Raw genomic sequence first — 19,089 nt, forward strand, 5'->3', positions numbered from 1 at the left:
CGTCCGGTTCCGATGGTTCGGCTGCCCCGCCCGGCGGCCGGGAAACGGCCTGGTGAGCCGGGCCCCTCCGGTCGGGCCGGCCCTCCGATCTCCTTCGCCCCGCCATCACTTTCTCTACAAAGAGTGATGAGTCATATGTTTCCGCGTGACCAACGAGACCTCCGACGGTTCGCGGGTTACGTTGTGCGCATGGCGCAGGCCGAGGACTTCGGAGCCGAACTGGCGGACTTCCGCCGGCGGGTGGAGGAGCTGCGTTCGGCGCGTGCCCTGCCGGACGCCGAACAGCTCCCCGCCCTGGACGCGGCCCTCTTCGAACTCCAGCACGTGGCCGAGGTGCTGTGGCCGCGGTACGAGGAGCTGGCGGCGGCGGAACGGGAGCAGGGCGGCCGTCGGGAGCACCACGAGCACCGGTTGCTGCGCGCCCTGTTCCAGCGGCTGCCGGTGGCGGTGGTCCTGCTGGACCGGGACGGGGTGGTGCGGCGGTTCAACTTCGCCGCGACCCAGTTGTTCGGGGTGCGCGCCGGGTACGCCACCGGGAGGTCGCTGACCGGCTCGCTGGCGCACGACTCCCGGGCGGTGTTCCGCTCCCAGGTGGCCGCGGTCGCCCGGGGCGAGGGCGATCGCAGCCTGGTCGTCCACCTGCTGCGCCCGCCGGAGCCCGGACGGCGCGGGGGGGAGCTGCGGGCCACGCTGACCGCGCTGCGGCCCCCGCACGAGCCCCGCTCGGTCGTGCTCGCCGCCTTCCAGCGCGGCGCGGACCCCGCCGTGCCCCGCTCCGCCCCGTCCCCTGATCCGACCCCCGTTCCGGTCCCCGATCTGGCCGAGGCCACCCGCACCACCGAGCTGATGGACCTGCTCGACGCGATGACCGCGGCGCTGATCCTGGCGGACTCCCCCAAGGAGGTGCCGCAGCGAGCGGCCGACGTGCTCTACGGACGGTTCGCCGACTGGGTGATCGTGGACGTCGTGGTGCCCGGCGGCACCCTGCGGCGGGCCGCCGTCCTCGCCCCGGCCGGACGGCTGCGGGAGGAGGTCGCCGAGCAGGACCCGGCCTCGTGTCCGCTGGTGGTGGACGCGATACGGCGCGGCGGCGAGACCCTGTGGGTGCGGCCGGAGGACCCCGAGGGCCTCGGCCGGGACGCCGCGGGCGCCCCCGTGCTGGTGCGGGCCGAGGCCACCTCCCTGCTGTGCGTGTCGCTGGCCGACGGCGAGGGCGGTCCGGCGCTGGGCGCGCTGACGCTGCTGCGCACCGGGGGACGCCGTCCCTTCGAGCTGGCGGAGGCCGGCGCCGTGGACCGGATCGCGCGGCATCTCGCCCTGGCGCTGCGCGGCCTGTGAGGGTCGGCGGTCCGGGCGGACCGCGAGAGCCGCCGGCCCACTCGTGGGCCGGCGGCTCTCCTTCTTCCCCTCATCCCCCTACGCGGCCTGGGAGCCGGCGTAGGTCTTCTCCCGCTCCCTCTCCTGGTCGGCCTCGACCTCCGCTTGGAGGCGGTTGCAGGTGCGGCTGATCAGGCGGGAGACGTGCATCTGGGAGATGCCGAGCTGCTCGGCGATCCTGCTCTGCGTCATGTCGCAGAAGAACCGCAGGTAGAGGATCTTGCGCTCGCGCTCGGGCAGGTTGCGGAGCCTGGGCTTGAGCGACTCCCGGTAGACGACGAGGTCGAAGCCCGGTTCGGAGCTGCCCAGGGTGTCGACGAGGGCGTAGCCGTCGTCGGCGCCGGGCAGTTCGGCGTCCAGGGAGAGGGTGCTGTAGCTCTCCAGGGCCTCGGAGCCGATCCGCACCTCCTCCTCCGTCAGACCGCTGTGCTCGGCTATCTCCTTGACCCCGGGGGTCCGGCCGTCGAGGGAGTGGCTGAGCTGACGGGTGGAGGCGCGGACGCGGTTGCGCAGCTCCTGCACCCGGCGCGGCACGTGCAGGCCCCACATGTGGTCGCGGAAGTGCCGTTTGATCTCGCCGACGATGGTCGGCACGGCGAAGCTCTCGAACGCGCTGCCGCGCGCCGGATCGTAACGGGTGACCGCCTTCACCAGACCGAGGGCCGCCACCTGTTCCAGGTCCTCCAGGGACTCCCCCCGGTTGCGGAAGTGCCGGGCGAGTCGCTCGGCCATGGGCATCCAGGCCCGCACGACCTGTTGCCGCAGTTCGTCGCGTTCCGGGCCGTCGGGGAGCTCGGCGATGCGTCGGAATTCGGCGGCGGTGTCAGGGGCGTCGTCGTGCGGGTGCCGCGCGTGCTTGGCTCGTGCTCGTACGGGGGTCATGTGCGGTCTCTCCCGAACTGTGGACTGGGCTGTGGGGAATACCGCGGGAACGGGCACGGGCGGGCCGAGGCTCGAACACCCGGGGCGGGGGATTCACGCTGATCACGCCGCTCCCGCGGATGTGCCTGCGGTCCGAAGCACGAGAGTTCGGATGCCCGGGCCCCACCCCTTCAAACGATGTTTTTCATACCGGCACCCGGTTACCCGGTGCTCGCACCACTGTGCGCGCGGAAGGGCACCCGAGATGACCGAGTACGGCTACTTCCTGGCCTGTGAGGACCACGGTCCGGAAGCACTGGTCGAACAGGCCCGGATGGCCGAGGAGGCCGGATTCACCTCCCTGTGGATCTCCGACCACTACCACCCCTGGAACGACGTCCAGGGGCACAGCCCGTTCGTGTGGTCGGTCATCGGCGCGATCTCGCGGGTCACCTCGCTGCCGGTGCAGACCGCGGTCACCTGCCCCACCGTGCGCGTCCACCCGGCGATCGTCGCCCAGGCCGCCGCCACCTGCGCCCTGCTGCTCGAGGGCCGCTTCCGGCTGGGCGTGGGAACCGGCGAGGCGCTGAACGAGCACATCCTGGGGGACCGCTGGCCCCGGGCGGCGGTGCGGATGGAGATGCTGGAGGAGGCCGTCGACGTCATCCGTCGGCTGCTGACCGGCGAGGAGGTCAACCACCGCGGCCGGCACTACACGGTGGAGAACGCCCGGCTGTACGACGTGCCCGAGGAGCCCGTCCCCATCGACGTCTCCGGGTTCGGCCCGGCCGCGATCGAGCTGGCCGGGCGGATCGGCGACGGGTTCGTCACCACGATGCCGGACGCCGAGGGGCCGGCGCGCTTCCGCCGGGCCGGCGGCGAGGGCGGCGCCGGGCGGCGACCGGCCTTCGCCGGGACCAAGGTCTGCCACGCCCGCGACCGCGACGAGGCCCTCCGCGCCGTCCACCGCCGCTGGCCCAACATGTTCCTGCCGGGCGAACTGGGACAGGTCCTCCCCACCCCCGCGCACTTCGAACAGGCGTCCCAACTGGTGACCGAGGAGACGGTGGCCTCCTCCGGACTGCCCCTCGGCGACGACCCCGAGGAGCACGCGCGTGCCCTGCGGGCCTTCGCCGACGCCGGGTTCGACGTGGTGCACGTCAACCAGATCGGCCCGGACCTGAAGGGGTTCTTCGACTTCTACCGGGCCGAGGTCCTGCCTCGACTGAAGGGCTGAGAGGAGCCGCTCGATGAGCCGGAAGGTGTCCGACCACGTACTCTCCCGACTGCGCGAGTGGGGGGTGGAGTACGTCTTCGGCTATCCCGGCGACGGCATCAACGGACTGCTCGCCGCCTGGCAGCGCGCGGGAGATCGACCGCGGTTCGTCCAGTCCCGGCACGAGGAGATGTCCGCCTTCGAGGCCGTGGGGTACGCCAAGTTCGGCGGCGGGGTCGGGGTGTGCGCGGCGACGTCCGGCCCCGGGGCCATCCACCTGCTCAACGGCCTGTACGACGCCAAGCTGGACCACGTCCCGGTGGTGGCGATCGTCGGCCAGACCAACCGCAGCGCCATGGGCGGCTCCTACCAGCAGGAGGTCGACCTCCACAGCCTCTTCAAGGACGTGGCCTCGGAGTTCCTGGAGACCGTCAACGTCCCGCAGCAGCTTCCGGGCGTCCTGGACCGGGCGATCCGCACCGCGTACGGCCGGCGCTGTCCCACCGCCGTGATCATCCCGGCGGACGTGCAGGAGTTGGAGTACACCCCGCCCGCCCACGCCTTCAAGATGGTGCCCTCCAGCCTCGGCCTGAGCGACTCCTCGGCCGTGCCCTCCGACGAGGCGCTGGAGCGGGCCGCGGAGGTCCTCAACACGGGGAGCAGGGTCGCCCTGCTGGTCGGCCAGGGAGCCGCCGGGGCGCGCGCGGAGGTGGAGCGGGTCGCCGACGTCCTGAGCGCCGGGGTGGCCAAGGCCCTGCTGGGCAAGGACGTCCTGCCCGACACGCTGCCGTACGTCACCGGCGCCATCGGCCTGCTGGGCACCCGGCCCTCCTACGAGCTGATGCGCGACTGCGACACGCTGTTGACCGTCGGCTCCAGCTTTCCCTACTCCCAGTTCCTGCCGGAGTACGGGCAGGCGCGGGCGGTGCAGATCGACATCGACCCGCACATGGTCGGGATGCGCTACCCCTACGAGGTGAACCTGGTCGGCGACGCCCGCGCCACGCTCCAGAGGCTGCTGCCGCTGCTGCGCCGCAAGGAGGACCGTTCCTGGCAGGAGGGGATCGTCTCCTCGGTGGAACGCTGGTGGGAGGTGATGGAGCGGCAGGCGAGGCTCTCCTCCGACCCGATCAACCCGCAGCACGTGATGCGGGCCCTGGACCCGCTGCTGCCCGAGGACGCGATCGTCAGCGCCGACTCGGGCTCGGCCACCAACTGGTACGCCCGCCACCTCCGGATGCGCGGCGCCATGCGCGGCTCGCTGTCGGGGACGCTGGCCACCATGGGCTGCGGGGTGCCGTACGCCATCGGCGCGAAGTTCGCCCACCCCGACCGTCCGGCGATCGCGCTGGTGGGGGACGGCGCGATGCAGATGAACGGGCTGGCCGAACTGATCACGATCGCCAGGTACCGCGCCGAGTGGGAGGACCCGCGGCTGGTCGTGGGGGTGTGGAACAACCGGGATTTGAACCAGGTCACCTGGGAGATGCGCTCGATGAGCGGGTCGCCGCAGTTCCTGCCCTCGCAGGAGCTCCCCGACGTCTCCTACGCCGACTTCGCCGCCTCGCTGGGGCTGACCGGCATCCGGGTGGAGCGCCCGGAGGACGTCGAGGGCGCCTGGCGGCGGGCGCTGGGGGCCGACGGTCCGGTGGTCGTGGAGTTCCTGACCGACCCGGCGATGCCGCCGATCCCACCGCACGCCACCTGGGACCAGATGGAGGCCACGCTGGCGGCGATCGCCAAGGGCGACTCCGACCGCTTCGCGATGATCGCGCAGGGGGTGAAGGCCAAGGCCCAGGAGCTCCTGGCCGGCGGCCCCGGCGCGGACAGGCAGCGGCGCCGGAGCTGATTCCGTGCCGCCCCGGGACGGGGGTGTGGAGAGGGTGCGGCTCTCCACACCCCCTTTTCTTCTTCCCTCTCGGCTCTCCCCGGCCCGTCGGACGGGGAGAGCCGGAAGACTCGGGCCCTCGGTCCGGCCGCTCAGTCCGGACCGAGAGCCCGGAGCGTTCAGTCCGGCCACTCAGTCCAGCAGGGCCGCGAGCCTTCCGGAGCGGGCCAGCTCCTCCAGTTCGTCCAGCGCCCGGCGGGCGCGTTCGGCGGCCTCCGGTTCGCGGTCGGCCAGCCCCTCGGCCTCGAACTCGTCCTCGTCCAGGCGCAGCACGGCCGACCGGTCGGCCGACACCCACAGGTCCAGCTCCAGGTCCCAGGTGGTCAGCGCCTCCCCCGCCACGCGGGCCGGGCGGGTGATGTCGCAGTACCAGCCCTTGAGTCCGCCGTCGGCGGCGCGCACCTCCTTCACGGAGAACCAGCGGTCGCGCCAGTAGTGCTCGGTGAACACGTCGCCGCGCTCGAAGCGCACGAAGCCGAAGTCACGGACCGGCGGCCCGGCCCAGGGCGCCCGCACCACCGCGTGGACGCCGTCGTCGCGCACCACCGTCGCGGGGTAACGCACTTGTCGATCGCGGGACTTGAGCAGAACGACGGTCACCGCGCCGCCCGGCGTCAGCAAGGTGCTCCGGGGCGGGGTCTCGGGGTGGGGGTTCACGCTCCCACTCTTCCCGACGTGAGGGAGGAGCGCATCCGGTTTCCGACGCGCGCCCGCCGTCCCCTCCCCTCCGGTCGGCCACCGGGCCGGACACGGAGCGGCTCCGGGCACGGTCCCTGACTTCCGTGCCCGGAGCCTTCTTCACTCCCCCACAGGGCCGCTCGCTCGGCCGCGGTCCGGGTGCCCCCGCCGCCGAGGGGCAAACACCCGCCCCGCCGCTTTTCCGCCGTTCACTCGGTGCGTGCCCGGGCGCCCTCCCGGGTGCGGCCCGCCGAGACCGCGCGGTCGGGGTGACGCCGCAGGTACTCGTTCTCCAACTGCTCGGTGCGCCTGGTGTGCGCGGCGAGCGCGTCGGACGATCCGTGCAGCAGGGTGTCGTGTCGGGTGCGGTGCAGGGACTGCAACTCCTCCAGCAGCTCGGAGTCGGACAGCCTGCCCGGATCGATTCCCATCTCCCGTTCCATGCTCCGGTGACCTCCTCTGTGGTCCTCTCAGCGTTCTCTTCGGTGATCTCTTCGGTGATCTCTCGTTCTCGTGCCCCGGACGGTCGGCCGGTGCCGCGGTCCGTCGCTCCGTGTCGTTTGCACCGGTTCGGGTACCCGAAACTCGCCATTCAAGGAGGGAGCCCATGGAACTCGGATTCCTCAGCCCGATCCTCGACCGGCCCGGCCTCTGGGCCTCGGTCTACTTCGACATCCCACTGGCGACCGAGGACGCGGCCACCCGCCATGAACTCGGCGCCCGCGACGTCTGCGAGCAACTGGCGAGCCGAGGGGCCGACGACCGCACCTGCCGGGCGGTGTACGAGACGCTCGTCGCCCTGCCGCGCACCGCGCACCCCTCGGGGCAGGCGGTGTTCGCCACCGGGGGCGAGGTGGTGCTCACCCGTGACCTGGCCGCGCCGCCGCCCGGCGGCGCGTACGCCGGATGGGGTCCGCTGCCCCACGTCACCCCCCTGTTGGACCTGATGGACACGGCGCCGCCCTGCCTGGTGGCGCGCATGGACCGCACCGGCGCGGATCTGGAGTTGCGCGGCCCGTTCGGGACCCGCGAGGTGGGCCACGTCCAGGGCGAGGAACACCCCCTGCACATGACCCCCTCGCTCTCCTGGCGGGAGCGGCACTTCCAGAACTCGGTGGAGAACACCTGGGACCACAACGCCGCGCTCATCGCGGAGGAGTTGCGCCGGCGTCACGCCGAGACCAACGCCGAGCTGGTGGTGCTCGCCGGGGACGGCCGTGAGTGCCACGCCGTGCGGGACCGGTTGGCTCCCGAGCTGAGGGAGGTGGCCGTCCTCGCCGAGCACGGGGTCCGCGACGCGGGCCGCAACCAGGCCAGGAGCGAGCGGTTGTTGGACGAGGAGGTGGAGTCGGCCCGCGCCGAGCGGCTGCGCCGCCACACCGCCGAGGTCATGGAGCGGTTCCAGGCCCGGCGGGTGCCGACCGACGACGGCCGGGTGGGCGCCGCCGAGGGCGTGCCGGCGCTCGTCGACGCGGCGCGCGAGCACCGCATCGACACGCTGCTGATCCGCCCCGACGGCCCCGATCTGCACCGCGAGGTGTGGGTGGGCGACGAGCCGGACCAGGTGGCGGTGCGCCGCAGCGACGCGCGGCGACCGGGCCGGTCCCAGCCCGTCAGCGCCCGCGCCGACGACGCGCTGCTGCGGGCGGCGGTGGCCACCGGTGCCGAGGTGGTCTCCGTGGCGCCGCTCGCGGACGAGCCGGGCACCCCCGACGGGCTGCCGGTGGGCGGGCTCGGCGCGCTGCTGCGCTGGCCGTACGGCGGTCCCCCGGCGGAGGGTTCCACGGGGGGTCAACCGCCGACGGCGTGACCGCCGCACCCTCCTTGGCGTCCATATAACGGAACACAGTTGCTCGCATGGCGAGACACCCCGGTACGGTACGGCCATGCCGAAGGCGAACGCCGTGTACACCCACGGCCACCACGAGTCCGTCCTGCGCTCCCACCGCCGGCGTACCGCCGCCGACTCCGCGGCCCACCTCCTGCCCGCACTGGCCCCCGGCCTGTCGGTGCTGGACGTGGGCTGTGGTCCGGGCACCATCACCGCCGATCTGGCCGCGCTGGTGGCCCCCGGGAAGGTGACGGCGGTGGACGCCTCCGAGGACGTCCTGGCCGAGGCGCGGGCCACCGCCGCCGAACGCGGGCCGATCGACATCCGCTTCGTCCGCGGCGACGCCCTGGCCCTGGACTTCCCGGACGACTCCTTCGACGTCGTCCACGCCCACCAACTCCTCCAGCACCTGGGCGACCCGGTGGCGGCGCTGCGCGAGATGCGGCGGGTGTGCCGCCCGGGTGGGGTGGTGGCGGCCCGGGACGCCGACTACGCGGCGATGGCCTGGTACCCGCGGACGGCCGGACTGGACGACTGGCTCGACCTGTGCCGCCGGGTGGCCCGGGCGAACGGCGGCGAGCCGGACGCGGGCCGCCGACTGCGCTCCTGGGCCCGCGCGGCCGGCTTCACCGACGTCACCGCCTCCGCGAGCGCCTGGTGCTTCGCCGACGACGCCGACCGCGCCTGGTGGAGCGGCCTGTGGGCGGAACGCACGGTCGCCTCCTCCTACGCCCCCCTGGCCGTGGACGGCGGGCACGCGCGGCCGAAGGACCTGGAGCGGATCGCCGCCGCCTGGCGCGAGTGGGGCGCGCGGGAGGACGGCTGGTTCATGGTGCCCCACGGGGAGATCCTGTGCCGGGTCTGAGGGAACCTCCGACGGGCCGTGCTGGGTGTGTCCGGGACGTGCCTGACACCGCCCGCGCCGCCAACTAGGCTCGCCCGTATGGAACTTCTGGGGACCTCGCTGCGCGTGTGTGTCGACGACCTCGACGCGGCGATCGGAGTGTACGAGCGGATCACCGGCGCCGAGGCCGCCCGGTTCTCGCAGGGGCCCGTCTCGGCGGCGGCGGTCGGCCCGTTCCTGCTGCTGAGCGGCCCGCCCGGCCCGATGGAGATCCTGCGCATGGTCACCGCCACCCTCGCGGTGCGGGACGTGGAGGAGGCGGCGGCCGTCCTGAAGGAGGTCGGCGCGGAGATCCTCGCCGGCCCCACCTCGACCTCCATCGGCCGGAACCTGGTGGCCCGTCACCCCGACGGTTCGGTCTTCGAGTACGTCGACCGCCGGGAGACGGGCCGGTAGGCTCCCGTCCCGTCCCGCCCCGCCCCGGCGCGGGGCGGGACGGGGCGGGGCGGCTCAGGAGACGTCGATCACGATCTTGCCCCGGGCGCGACCGGACTGGCTGAGCCGCCACGCCTCGGCGGCCTCGACCAGCGGCACCGCCTTGTCCACGCCGACCGTCAGCTTCCCGGCGTCGGCGAGGTCGGCCAGCGCGGTCAGGTCGTCCCGGTCGGGCCGGACGAACAGGTAATCCCCGCCCTTGGCCATCACCTCGGTGTCGACGATCGACAGCACCCGGGAGGAGTCGCGCAGCACCCGCTGCGAGACGTCCACCGCGTCGCCGCCGACGAAGTCGAACGCCGCGTCCACCCCGTCGGGCGCCAGCGCGCGGACCCGGTCCGCCAGCCCCTCGCCGTACGTCACCGGCTCGGCGCCCAACTCCCGCAGGAAGCCGTGGTTGCGCTCACTGGCGGTGCCGATCACCCGGGCGCCGCGGGCGACGGCGATCTGCACGGCCAGCGAGCCCACGCCGCCGGCCGCGGCGTGCACCAGCACCGTGTCGCCCTCGCCGACCTCCAGCCGCTTCAGCGACTGGTACGCGGTGAGTCCTGCCAACGGCAGTCCCGCCGCCTGCTGCCAACTCAGCGCGGCGGGCTTGCGGGCCAGGGTCCGCACCGGCGCGGCGACCAGTTCCGCGTAAGTGCCGTTCTGCGCCCAGTCCTTGCGGAGATACCCGATCACCTCGTCGCCGGGAGCGAACTCCTTCGCGTCGAACCCGGTCCGCTCCACGACGCCCGCCACGTCCCAGCCCGGGATCAGCGGGAAGTGCGTGTCGAGGACCGCGTCGAGGTAGCCCGCGCCGACCTTCCAGTCCACCGGGTTCACCCCGGCCGCCTTCACCCGCACCAGCACCGCGTCCGGTCCGAGCCTGGGCTCGGGCAGGTCCATCAGCGTCAGGTCGTCCGGTCCACCGTGGTTCTTCAGAGCGATTGCCTTCATGCTCCGCACAACTTCCCCGACCGGGCTGATCATTCCTGCCGCTGCTCCGTACGGTCCCCGACGCCGGCCGCGTCCGCGCCGCTCGGGTGGCGGACCGGTCCCAGGCGACCGGGGCGTCGTCGGTCCGCCCGGTGGGCCCGCCCTACGAAGTGCCCGGTGCGACCGGGCGGGGCACCGCGACGGCGACGGCCGCCAGGTAACCGTCCGGGGCCTCGACGTCGGTGAGCGTCCAGCCGGGAACCTCGGCGGGCACCGCGAGACTGCCGACGTAGGTGACCGAGGGCTCCTCGCCCAGGCCGGTACCGGTGCCCTTGAGGTACGCCTCCTTCCGGGTCCAGCAGCGGGCGAAGGCCACCGGACGGTCGGCGGACGGCAGCGCGCCGATCTCGGCCCGCTCGCGCGGATGGAGGGCGCGGACGGTCTCGGCGACGACGGCGGCCGTGGGGATCCCCTCGACGTCGACTCCCACGGGGGCGTCGTCGAAGGCGAGCAGCACCACGTCGCCCGTGTGGGAGAGCGAGAAGTGCACCGGGTTGCCGGGCACGGCGGGACGGCCGTGCGGTCCGCCGCACAGCGGGCACGGCTCGCGCGTCAGGGGGACGGCGGCCGGGTCGGTGCCCAGGAGCGCGGCGAGTTCGACGCGCAGGGCCGTGTGGGCGACCCGGTAGCGGTCGCGGTCGGCCTCGTGGACGAACGCCGCGCACCGGGCGCGCTCCTCCTCCGAGAGGACCGCGCCGGCGCGCGCGTCGGCCGCGTGCTCGGACACCCGCAGTACGTGCAGTTTCACGACTTCCTCCGGTGCGCGGTGGGGCGATGGTGACGGTTCGGGGACGGCCGGGACGCGTGAGTGCGCCGACGTGGCGCCCCCGGTGTTCCGCCCCCACTATCCCGGACCCGGCCGCCTCCGGCACCGGTTCCCCCTCGGTTCCGGCAAACCACCGGTCGCCCCGCGCTCACCCGTCGCCGCCGGGCGCGTGGCGGGCCGTGTACTCGGCGAACGGCGCGATGCCGACCTCGGCGCGGGGCGGTGACAGAAGGGGCCGAAGCCGCGAGAACGGACCCACGCGCTCCGGCCCCCGCTCCGTTCCGCGCCCCCCCGGTTCAGGCGGTGAAGCCGCCGTCCACGGCGATGGAGGCCCCGGTGACGTACCGGCCGCCGGGTCCGGCCGGATGCGCCACCGTCGCGGCGACCTCCTCCGGCTTCCCGTAGCGCCCCAGCGCCGTGAGGCCGCTCTGGTATTCGGCGTTCGGCCCGTCCGCCGGGGTTCATCTCGGTGTCGATCGGGCCGGGGTGGACGAGGTTGACGGTGATGCCGCGCGGGCCGAGTTCCCTGGCCAGGGCTTTGGTCAGGCCGGTCAGGGCGGCCTTGCCGGTGGCGTGGAGGGACGCGCCGGGGAAGGCGACGCGCTCGGCCATGCAGCTCCCGATCGTGACGATCCGTCCGCCCTCCCCCAGGTGGGCGGCGGTGGCCTGGCAGGCCAGGTAGGGGGCGCGGACGTTGACGTGGAGCACCCGGTCGACGTCCTCGGCCGCGATCTCCTCGATCGGGGCCATGACTCCGGTCCCGGCGTTCACCAGGATGTCCAGGCGCCCGAACTCCGCCACGGTGGTCTCCACGGCGGCGCGGACGGCGGCCGGATCGGCGTTGTCCGCGTGGATCGCCCGGGCCCGGCGGCCGGCGGCGTTCGGGCACGGCGTTCGGCGGATCGGTGACGCGGTCCCTATGCTCGGGCCCCATGACGCCCGAGGAGTTGGTGCCGCCCGCGTTGCCCGTCGTCCGCACCGTCTCCGGCTACCCGGGCGGGCGGCAGTGGCTGGGCCGGCTGCCGGAACTGGTACGGGAGTTGCTGGAGCGCTGGGACTTGACGCCCGGCAGGCCGTACGCCGGGGGAAGCTGCTCGTGGGTGGCGCCGGTGCGGCGGGCCGGCGGCTCGGACGCCGTGCTCAAGGTGAGTTGGCCGCACCCGGAGGCGGCCGGGGAGGGCGAGGCGCTGCGGCTGTGGGACGGGCGGGGCGCCGTGCGTCCGTACGAGCACGACGCCGGGCGGTACGCCCTGCTGCTGGAGCGCTGCGCGCCCGGCACCGAGTTGGGGGACGCCGCCGAACTCCCGGTCGAGGAGCGGTTGGTGGCCGGGGTCGGGCTGCTGCGCGAACTGTGGAACGTGCCCGTGCCGCCAAAGACGGGCCTGGACCGGATGGCGGACGTGACCGCCGCATGGGCGGCGCTCGCCGAGGAGCGCATGGACCGGCTGCGGCCTCCGGGCTTCGATCCCTCCCTGGTGGCGCTGGGGGTGCGGCTGCTGCGCGAGTTGCCCGCGTCGGCCGGCCGCGAGGCCGTGGTGCACGGTGACCTCAACCCCGGCAATGTGCTGGCCGCCGGGCGGCGGCCCTGGTTGGCGATCGACCCCAAGCCGATGGTGGGAGACCCGCTGTACGACCCCTGGCCGCTGATCGAGCAGATCGACGCCCCGTTCGGCCGGCCCGTCCCCCGGTCGGTGGTCGCCGCGCGGTCCGCGCTCGTCGCCGGCGTGCTCGGCGCGGACGTGGTGCGGCTCCAGGCGTGGGCGGCGGCGCGGCGCGTGGAGTCGGCGCTGTGGGCGGTGGCCGAGCGGGACGACCTCGACGCCGGTGTCTCGATGATGCGTCAGGTGCGGACGTTGGCGGACCTCGCCGGGCTGTGACCGTCCGGCCCCACCGGTCTCCCTCCCCCGCCGTGCCGGTCATGCCAGGGCGGGTTCCTCCAGGGTCAGGACGCACGCGTCGGCGTCCAGGGTCGCGGGCACGCCCAGCGGGAGGGTGAGGGTCGAGGGGCCGTGGCCGAAGCCCATCTCCTCCACCACGGGGACGCCCAGCGGGGCGAGCCGGTCCAGCAGCACCTCGCGGATCTCCTCGTAGGGGCCGCAGTCGTGCCAGGAGCCCAGTACGACGCCCGTCACGCCGTCCAGCGCTCCGGAGCGCAGCAGGTGGGTGAGGTGGGCGTCGACGCGGTACGGCCTCTCCCCCACGTCCTCCAGCAGCAGGATGCCGCCGCCGTCCGGGCAGGCGGGCAGCCGTCCGCGGACGCCGAGTTCGCCCGCCAGCAGGGACAGGCAGCCGCCGAAGGTGGTGCCGCGGGCGCGGCCGGGCACCAGGGTGCGGGCGCCGGGCGAGGTGATCTCGGTGACCGTCTCCGGCGCGAGGAGGGTGCGGCGCAGGTGGTCCTGGGTCGCGGCGTCCTTGAGGAAGGAAACGGTGGCGGGCATCGGGCCGTGCAGTCCGGCCAGGCCCAGGCGGTCGGCGATGGCCCGGTGGAGCGCGGTGAGGTCGCTGTAGCCGACGAACACCTTGGGGCCGGCCGCCCGCAGCGCCTCCCAGTCCACCAGGTCCACCATCCGCTGGGCGCCGTAGCCGCCGCGCGCGGCGAGGACCGCCGTGACGGTGGGGTCGCACCAGGCGTCGACGAGGTCGCGGGCGCGGTCGGCGTCGGTGCCCGCGAGGTGGTCCAGGTGCGGGTGGACGTCGAGGACGTGCGGCATGACGACCGGGTCCAGGTCCCAACCGCGCAGGACGTCCACGCCGGCGTCCAGCCGCTCGCGGAGCACCGGCCCGCTGGGCGCCACGATCGCCACCCGGTCGCCGGGGCGCGGCCGTCGGGGTCGGACGAGGGGGCGTGCGGCGGGGCTCATTCGGTCAGCTCCAGTGCGGGGACGTCCGGGCGCTCGAAGCCGAACACCTGGGCGTAGAGGGAGAGTTCGGCCTCGACGGCCCGGGTGATGGTCTCCGCCCTGCGGAAGCCGTGGCCCTCGCCCTCGAAGGCGAGGTAGGCGTGCGGCACCCCGCGCCCGGCGACCTCGGCCAGGAAGCGGTCGCACTGGGCGGGCGGGCAGATCACGTCGTCCAGGCCCTGGAGGAGCAGGAACGGCGTGGTGACGCGGTCGGCGTGGTGGACGGGCGAGCGGTCGCGGTAGCGGTCGGGGTGCTCCTCCAGGCGGCCGACGAGGGAGATCAGGTACCGCGACTCGAAGTCGTGGGTCTCGCCGGTCGCCCAGCCCGCCGGGTCCAGGATGGGGTAGGCGATCGTCCCGCAGGCGTACAGGCCCTCGGTCAGCGGCGAGGTGAGGGAGACGGCGGTGGTCCAGCCGCCCGCGCTGCCGCCGCGTATGGCGAGCCGGGCGGGGTCGGCGGTGCCCTCCCGCGCCAGGGCCCGGGCGACGGCGGCGCAGTCCTCGACGTCGACCACGCCCCACTGTTCCCGCAGGCGCTCGCGGTAGGCGCGGCCGTAGCCCGTCGAGCCCCCGTAGTCGACCTCGACGACGCCGATGCCGCGCGAGGTGAAGTAGGCGATCTCCAGGTCCATGGCGGACTCCGTCCGCCCGGTGGGGCCGCCGTGGACCCAGACGACGTACGGGGGCAGTTCGCCGTCGGGGGCTCGGTGCCCGGGGTTGCGCGGCGGGCGGAGCCGGGCGTGGACCTCGCGTCCGTCGGGGCCGTGGAAGACGCGCTCCTCGGGCTCGGGGAGGTAGGCGGGGTCCACGGGGTCGGTGTGCGCGGCGCCGACGACCAGGGTGTGGCCGGTGTGGACGTCCAGCTCCACCACCTCGTGGCCGCGGCAGGGGCCCGCGGCGACGCCGATGACGCGGGCGCCCGCGGAGGCCAGCGTCGGGGCCCACTCGGTCCAGGGGCCGGGGGTGTCGGCCAACTCGCCGGTGGCCGGGTCCAGGATGCCCAGGCGTGGGGAGCCGACTCCGTGGAGGACGGCGATCAGGCCGTTCTCCAGCGGTTCGAACCACTGGTGGCCGATCTTCCACAGCGGTCCGCCGAACTCCTCCGGGCGGGGGCAGAGGTTGGCGCCCCCGCCGGTCGCGTCGGCGTCCAGGCGGTACAGGTTCCACCAGCCGCTCGCGTCCCCGGCGTACAGCAGCGCGCCATCCGTCGCCCAGCCGACCTGGGCGATCGACTCGTCGGCGCCGCCGGCGACGGGCCGCGCGCCGGTCAGGACGCCGTCGTCGGCGACGTCGGCGAGGCGGACCACCGTGCCGTCCCAGGGCATCCGCGGGTGGTCCCAGGCCAGCCACGCCGCGCGCCGCCCGTCCGGGGAGAGCCGGGGGCCGGTGACGAAGCGGTCGGCGCCGTCGGTCAACTCCCGCACCCGGGCGCGGTCGTCGGCGGCCGAGCCGTCCAGGGGGACGGCGGCGAGCACCCGGCGCACGTCGGTGGGGCGAGGGCCGGTGAACTCCTCCAGCACGCACCACACCTCGCCCCGCTCCGGCAGCACCACCGGGTCGGCCCAGCGCAGGCCCTCGCCGACCGGGGAGAGGGGGGTGAGCGGGCGGGGGGCGGCGCCGGGGGCGTCCGGCTCGACGAGGTACATCCGCTGGTCCGGGTGGTGGACGAAGACCACCAGCGGCCCGCCGTCCTCGCGCGCCGCCCCCGCCCACGGCCGGCCGCCGTACTCGATCACCCGGCTGCGGACGTTCCACGGCTCGGGGAGGACGGACTCGGCCGGCCCGGTGTCGTAGGGGCGCAGCCGCATCAGGGCCCGGCGTCCGCCCTCGGCCGGGCGGGGTTCGGTCCACCACACCTCCTGGCCGACGGTGCCCACGTACTCGGGGCGGCCGTCGTGCGCGGCGACCAGGCGGGCGTCGATCGGGGACGTCCAGGTGCCGTAGGGGGCGGTGACGGGCGTCATCGGGTGGGCTCCTTGTGCGGCTCGTCGGAGTCGGGGGCGAGGGGTGGCGGCGTGGGCCGGAGGCCGGGCCCCGGTCCGGACCGGGGCCGGGCTCGGAGGGCGATCGCTCAGAGGTCGATCGCTCAGAGGTCGATCAGGGCGCGGTCGAGCACCCGCACGCCGAAGTGCAGGGCCTCGACGGGGACGCGTTCGTCGACGCCGTGGAACATCGCCTGGTAGTTGAGGCCCTCGGGGAGCCTCAGCGGCGAGAACCCGTAGCCCACGATGCCCAGCGGGGCGAACTGCTTGGCGTCGGTGCCGCCCGTCATGCAGAACGGGACGACGTGGGCGTCGGGGTCGAAGTGCTCCAGGGACTCGCGCAGCACGGCGAAGGTGCGCGAGTCGACCGGCGCCTCGACGGCCGGTCCCCGGTGGTAGAACTCCCAGTCCACGTCGGGGCCGGTCAGTTCGTCCATGGTGGCGACGAACTCCTCCTCGGTGCCGGGGAGCATCCGCCCGTCCACGTACGCCGTGGCGGTGCCGGGGATGACGTTGATCTTGTAGCCGGCCTTGAGGCCGGTGGGGGCGGAGCTGTTGCGCACGGTCGCCTCGACCAGCTTGGCCGAGGGGCCGAGCTTGGCCAGCAGGGCGTCCACGTCGAAGTCGGGCGCGTCGAGGTCGGGGGCGTCCAGGCCGTTGAGGCGGGAGAGTTCGGTGAGGGCGGCCCGTACCGTCGGGGAGAGCCGCACGGGCCAGGTGTGCTCGCCGATCCGGTGCACCGCGGCGGCCAGCCGGCTGACCGCGTTGGCGTGGTTGACCTTGGAGCCGTGTCCGGCGCGTCCGGTGGCGGTGAGCTCCATCCAGGCGGTGCCCCGCTCGCCGGCCGCGACCGGGTAGAGCCGCAGGTCGCCGCCCGCGTGGAAGGTGTAGGCGCCGGACTCGCCGATGCCCTCGGTGCAGCCCTCGAAGAGTTCGGGGTGTTCCCGGGCGAGGAAGTCGGCGCCGTACTGGCCGGTGTCCTCCTCGTCGGCGGTGAAGGCGAGCACGATGTCGCGGCGGGGACGTGCCCCGGCCCGCGCCCAGGCGCGGACGGTGGCCAGGACCATCGCGTCGGCGTTCTTCATGTCGACCGCGCCGCGGCCCCAGACCACGCCGTCGCGGACCTCGCCGGAGAAGGGGTGGACGGTCCAGTCGGCGGGCTCGGCGGGCACCACGTCCAGGTGGCCGTGGACGAGCAGCGCTTCGGCGTCCGGGTCGGTGCCCTCGATGCGGGCGACGACGTTGGTGCGGCCCTCGACCTTCTCCAGCAGCTTCGGTTCGATGCCGACGTCGGCCAGGCGTTCGGCGACGTACTCGGCCGCCTGCCGCTCCGTGCCGTCGCCGTTGCCGAGGTTGACGGAGTCGATGCGGATCAGGTCGGAGGTGAAGGCGACCGCCTCGTCGAGGGCCTGCCGGTCGATGCGCTCAGCCATACTGCTCCTCCACGGAGGACGAGACGACGGTGGTGACCGCCTTGAAGGTGCGGATGCCCTCGTACATGGACGGCGATGTGTAGGCCACGCGGCGCTCACCCGTCCGCTCCACGCCGGGGACGACGGTCGCCGCGCCGACCAGGTGCTCGGCGTCGAACTCGATCTCGATCGTGTGGGGTCGCGGCGGGGCGGGCTCGTGGCGGACGGCCAGCGCCACCGCCTCCTTCGCCGCGGCCTGGATGTCGGCGGCGGTGCGGGCAGGGGTGCGGCAGACGGCCGCGTAGCGCGAGACGTAGTCCTTGACGGCGACCCCGAGCGCGTTCGGCGCGTAGTCGCGGGCGTCGGCGCAGGTGCGGTCGTCGCCGGTGACGAGGATGACGGGGACGCCGAACTCGGCGGCCACGAGGGTGTTCAGCCGGCCCTCGCTCGCCCGTTCCCCGTCCACCCACACACCGGTGATGGTGTTGGCGAGGTAGGTGTGGGCGAGGACGCCCTCGGTGCCCGCGCCGGTGTGGTAGCCGACGTAGGCGATGCCGTCCACGTCGCCGTACTGGATTCCCTCCATCATGCCGAGCGGCTTGTGGCGGCCGGTGAGCATCTGGGCGCGGTCGTCGAGCCGCTCCAGCAGCAGGTTCCGCATGCTCCAGTGCGCCTCGTTGATCAGCACCTCGTCCGCCCCGCCGGCGAAGAACCCGACGACCGCCGCGTTCACGTCGGAGGTGAACATCGGACGGCAGCGTTCCCACTGGGACGCCCCCGGCAGCACGTCGCCGGGCCAGGTCACGCCCGTGGCCCCCTCCATGTCCGCACTGATCAGGATCTTCGTCATGGCACGCCACGTTACGCGCCGCCCGGGCGAGGTCAAAGACCTCGAGGGCAACCGTCGGCGGTCCACACCTGTGGCGGCTCCGGCGCGTCGGCCCGGTCAGCCGGCGCGGCCGACCACCAGCCAGTTCGCCGGGAGGTCCAGCCGCGAGCCGTCCGGTTCGAACTCCGTCGTGGACAGCGGGAGGGAGCCGGCGGCGAGCACCCGCAGCCCGGCCTCGTCGAACGGGTCGGCCAGCTCCGGCAGCCCGCCCTCGGGGCCGTGTTCGCCGGAGAGGTGGGACAGGTCCGACAGGCCCGGCGCGTCCAGCGGGCCGGGCAGCTCGGTGGGGTCGGCGGCCTCGGCGCCCCGGGCCAGGGCGGCCCGCGCCGTGGGGGCGGCCTCCACCACGAAGGCGCGTCCGCGCTCGCCGACGAGGGCGGCGACGGACTCCGCGACGCGCGGGCGGTGGTCGGGCTCGCTGCGCTGGAGGACGCCGCGCAGGTAGACGTTGGCGTCCCCCAACTCCTCGTGGAGGCGTCGCATGGCGTCGGGGTCGGCGGCGTCGAGCCGGCGGAAGTCGGGGGCGGAGCGGTGCCCCGCGCCCTCGCCGACCACGGTCCGGGCCCGTTCCAGGGCCTCGGCGGACCGGTCGATGCCGACGCACGGGTGGAAGCGGCCGGCGAGGAAGGCCGTCTGGGCGCCGTTGCCGCAGTCGGCGTCGACCAGCGGCAGGTCGGGGTCGAAGTACTTCTCGAAGATCGGCAGGTGGACGGCGGCCGTGATCGCGGGATCGCTGCTCCAGTTGCCGTCCCAGGTGTCGCCTGCTCGGCCGTCTCGGGACGTGGCGTTCACGGGTCTGCTCCCTCCACCGTCGTGGGGCCGTGCCTCGGCCGCCGGGACAGCCCTCGTACCCCGTTCGGCGTGGATCGTGCCTCCTCGTTCCCGAGCGCGTCGCCCCGACCGGAGCGAGCACGGAGCGAGTGCGGAGCCACCCGTTCCGGTGGGGCGCTCCGCGGGTGTGGGGGGTGACGA

The 19,089-nt window shown here is 74.4% G+C and carries 17 protein-coding genes and 1 pseudogene; 7 read left to right on the plus strand and 11 right to left on the minus strand.

Going from position 1 to position 19,089, the window contains the following annotated elements:
* The first annotated feature begins 189 nt into the window (after window positions 1-189).
* Entirely contained in the window at window positions 190-1,338 is a 1,149-nt protein-coding gene (locus tag IF47_RS0117860) for a PAS domain-containing protein (protein ID WP_031509814.1), read from the plus strand.
* A gap of 78 nt (window positions 1,339-1,416) precedes the next feature.
* Here the strand turns inward: IF47_RS0117860 and IF47_RS0117865 are convergent, their stop codons facing one another.
* Complete coding sequence (locus IF47_RS0117865; RefSeq protein ID WP_051717837.1) at window positions 1,417-2,259, minus strand: SigB/SigF/SigG family RNA polymerase sigma factor; 843 nt, start codon at window positions 2,257-2,259, stop codon at window positions 1,417-1,419.
* A gap of 244 nt (window positions 2,260-2,503) precedes the next feature.
* On the opposite strand from IF47_RS0117865, the gene IF47_RS0117870 reads away from it, so the two are divergent.
* Together IF47_RS0117870 and IF47_RS0117875 are read left to right on the plus strand one after the other, a co-directional pair.
* A complete protein-coding gene (locus IF47_RS0117870; protein ID WP_031509816.1) occupies window positions 2,504-3,475 on the plus strand; it encodes a TIGR03557 family F420-dependent LLM class oxidoreductase in 972 nt (323 codons plus the stop codon).
* A 13-nt stretch (window positions 3,476-3,488) separates the two neighbouring features.
* Complete coding sequence (locus IF47_RS0117875) at window positions 3,489-5,303, plus strand: thiamine pyrophosphate-requiring protein (protein ID WP_031509817.1); 1,815 nt, start codon at window positions 3,489-3,491, stop codon at window positions 5,301-5,303.
* A 171-nt stretch (window positions 5,304-5,474) separates the two neighbouring features.
* Here the strand turns inward: IF47_RS0117875 and IF47_RS0117880 are convergent, their stop codons facing one another.
* Complete coding sequence (locus tag IF47_RS0117880; protein WP_031509818.1) at window positions 5,475-5,963, minus strand: ribonuclease FAU-1 family protein; 489 nt, start codon at window positions 5,961-5,963, stop codon at window positions 5,475-5,477.
* A gap of 266 nt (window positions 5,964-6,229) precedes the next feature.
* Entirely contained in the window at window positions 6,230-6,463 is a 234-nt protein-coding gene (locus tag IF47_RS0117885) for a DUF6158 family protein (RefSeq protein ID WP_031509819.1), read from the minus strand.
* A 164-nt stretch (window positions 6,464-6,627) separates the two neighbouring features.
* Here IF47_RS0117885 and IF47_RS0117890 point away from each other — a divergent pair, with 164 nt between their 5' ends.
* The 3 genes from IF47_RS0117890 (at window position 6,628) to IF47_RS0117900 (ending at window position 9,151) form a co-directional block, all read left to right on the plus strand.
* Complete coding sequence (locus IF47_RS0117890; RefSeq protein ID WP_051717838.1) at window positions 6,628-7,830, plus strand: baeRF2 domain-containing protein; 1,203 nt, start codon at window positions 6,628-6,630, stop codon at window positions 7,828-7,830.
* A gap of 76 nt (window positions 7,831-7,906) precedes the next feature.
* Window positions 7,907-8,716: a methyltransferase domain-containing protein gene (locus IF47_RS0117895; RefSeq protein ID WP_031509821.1), complete on the plus strand. Its 810-nt coding sequence runs from the start codon at window positions 7,907-7,909 to the stop codon at window positions 8,714-8,716.
* Between the two features lie 78 nt (window positions 8,717-8,794).
* Window positions 8,795-9,151, plus strand: coding sequence for a VOC family protein (locus IF47_RS0117900; RefSeq protein ID WP_031509822.1), 357 nt, complete (start codon window positions 8,795-8,797; stop codon window positions 9,149-9,151).
* A gap of 54 nt (window positions 9,152-9,205) precedes the next feature.
* Here IF47_RS0117900 and IF47_RS0117905 read toward each other — a convergent pair whose 3' ends face one another.
* The 3 genes and pseudogenes from IF47_RS0117905 to IF47_RS27960 all read right to left on the minus strand — a co-directional run bounded on the left by IF47_RS0117905 (window position 9,206) and on the right by IF47_RS27960 (window position 11,855).
* Entirely contained in the window at window positions 9,206-10,129 is a 924-nt protein-coding gene (locus IF47_RS0117905) for an NADP-dependent oxidoreductase (protein ID WP_031509823.1), read from the minus strand.
* Between the two features lie 142 nt (window positions 10,130-10,271).
* Window positions 10,272-10,916: a 4'-phosphopantetheinyl transferase superfamily protein gene (locus tag IF47_RS0117910; RefSeq protein WP_031509824.1), complete on the minus strand. Its 645-nt coding sequence runs from the start codon at window positions 10,914-10,916 to the stop codon at window positions 10,272-10,274.
* 314 nt (window positions 10,917-11,230) lie between these two features.
* Window positions 11,231-11,855 (minus strand): annotated as a pseudogene (locus IF47_RS27960) (SDR family NAD(P)-dependent oxidoreductase).
* 11 nt (window positions 11,856-11,866) lie between these two features.
* On the opposite strand from IF47_RS27960, the gene IF47_RS0117925 reads away from it, so the two are divergent.
* Window positions 11,867-12,811: an aminoglycoside phosphotransferase family protein gene (locus IF47_RS0117925; RefSeq protein ID WP_031509825.1), complete on the plus strand. Its 945-nt coding sequence runs from the start codon at window positions 11,867-11,869 to the stop codon at window positions 12,809-12,811.
* A gap of 39 nt (window positions 12,812-12,850) precedes the next feature.
* On the opposite strand, the gene IF47_RS0117930 is transcribed toward IF47_RS0117925, so the two are convergent.
* The 5 genes from IF47_RS0117930 to IF47_RS0117950 all read right to left on the minus strand — a co-directional run bounded on the left by IF47_RS0117930 (window position 12,851) and on the right by IF47_RS0117950 (window position 18,909).
* Window positions 12,851-13,795 (minus strand): S66 peptidase family protein, encoded by a 945-nt coding sequence (locus IF47_RS0117930; RefSeq protein WP_031509826.1) that lies wholly within the window; start codon window positions 13,793-13,795, stop codon window positions 12,851-12,853.
* Window positions 13,792-15,798: a S9 family peptidase gene (locus tag IF47_RS0117935; RefSeq protein WP_031509827.1), complete on the minus strand. Its 2,007-nt coding sequence runs from the start codon at window positions 15,796-15,798 to the stop codon at window positions 13,792-13,794. The genes IF47_RS0117930 and IF47_RS0117935 overlap by 4 nt, the downstream gene beginning before the upstream one ends.
* 122 nt (window positions 15,799-15,920) lie before the next feature.
* On the minus strand, window positions 15,921-17,249 hold the full coding sequence (locus IF47_RS0117940) for a M20/M25/M40 family metallo-hydrolase (protein ID WP_031509828.1): 1,329 nt from the start codon (window positions 17,247-17,249) through the stop codon (window positions 15,921-15,923).
* A complete protein-coding gene (locus IF47_RS0117945) occupies window positions 17,242-18,078 on the minus strand; it encodes a M55 family metallopeptidase (RefSeq protein WP_031509829.1) in 837 nt (278 codons plus the stop codon). The genes IF47_RS0117940 and IF47_RS0117945 overlap by 8 nt, the downstream gene beginning before the upstream one ends.
* Window positions 18,079-18,174: 96 nt before the next feature.
* Window positions 18,175-18,909, minus strand: coding sequence for a class I SAM-dependent methyltransferase (locus IF47_RS0117950; protein WP_031509830.1), 735 nt, complete (start codon window positions 18,907-18,909; stop codon window positions 18,175-18,177).
* Between the last annotated feature and the right edge of the window lie 180 nt (window positions 18,910-19,089).

Origin of the sequence: Streptomyces megasporus (genome assembly GCF_000718985.1) — a bacterium.
In the GTDB taxonomy this organism is placed as follows: Bacteria; Actinomycetota; Actinomycetes; order Streptomycetales; family Streptomycetaceae; genus Streptomyces; species Streptomyces megasporus.

Bases quoted from the DNA above. Each gene is read 5' to 3' on its own strand.
- IF47_RS0117860 (WP_031509814.1), top strand. From the start codon at position 190: ATGGCGCAGGCCGAGGACTTCGGAGCCGAACTGGCGGACTTCCGCCGG.
- IF47_RS0117865 (WP_051717837.1), bottom strand. From the start codon at position 2,259: ATGACCCCCGTACGAGCACGAGCCAAGCACGCGCGGCACCCGCACGAC.
- IF47_RS0117870 (WP_031509816.1), top strand. From the start codon at position 2,504: ATGACCGAGTACGGCTACTTCCTGGCCTGTGAGGACCACGGTCCGGAA.
- IF47_RS0117875 (WP_031509817.1), top strand. From the start codon at position 3,489: ATGAGCCGGAAGGTGTCCGACCACGTACTCTCCCGACTGCGCGAGTGG.
- IF47_RS0117885 (WP_031509819.1), bottom strand. From the start codon at position 6,463: ATGGAACGGGAGATGGGAATCGATCCGGGCAGGCTGTCCGACTCCGAG.
- IF47_RS0117890 (WP_051717838.1), top strand. From the start codon at position 6,628: ATGGAACTCGGATTCCTCAGCCCGATCCTCGACCGGCCCGGCCTCTGG.
- IF47_RS0117895 (WP_031509821.1), top strand. From the start codon at position 7,907: ATGCCGAAGGCGAACGCCGTGTACACCCACGGCCACCACGAGTCCGTC.
- IF47_RS0117900 (WP_031509822.1), top strand. From the start codon at position 8,795: ATGGAACTTCTGGGGACCTCGCTGCGCGTGTGTGTCGACGACCTCGAC.
- IF47_RS0117905 (WP_031509823.1), bottom strand. From the start codon at position 10,129: ATGAAGGCAATCGCTCTGAAGAACCACGGTGGACCGGACGACCTGACG.
- IF47_RS0117925 (WP_031509825.1), top strand. From the start codon at position 11,867: ATGACGCCCGAGGAGTTGGTGCCGCCCGCGTTGCCCGTCGTCCGCACC.
- IF47_RS0117930 (WP_031509826.1), bottom strand. From the start codon at position 13,795: ATGAGCCCCGCCGCACGCCCCCTCGTCCGACCCCGACGGCCGCGCCCC.
- IF47_RS0117935 (WP_031509827.1), bottom strand. From the start codon at position 15,798: ATGACGCCCGTCACCGCCCCCTACGGCACCTGGACGTCCCCGATCGAC.
- IF47_RS0117940 (WP_031509828.1), bottom strand. From the start codon at position 17,249: ATGGCTGAGCGCATCGACCGGCAGGCCCTCGACGAGGCGGTCGCCTTC.
- IF47_RS0117945 (WP_031509829.1), bottom strand. From the start codon at position 18,078: ATGACGAAGATCCTGATCAGTGCGGACATGGAGGGGGCCACGGGCGTG.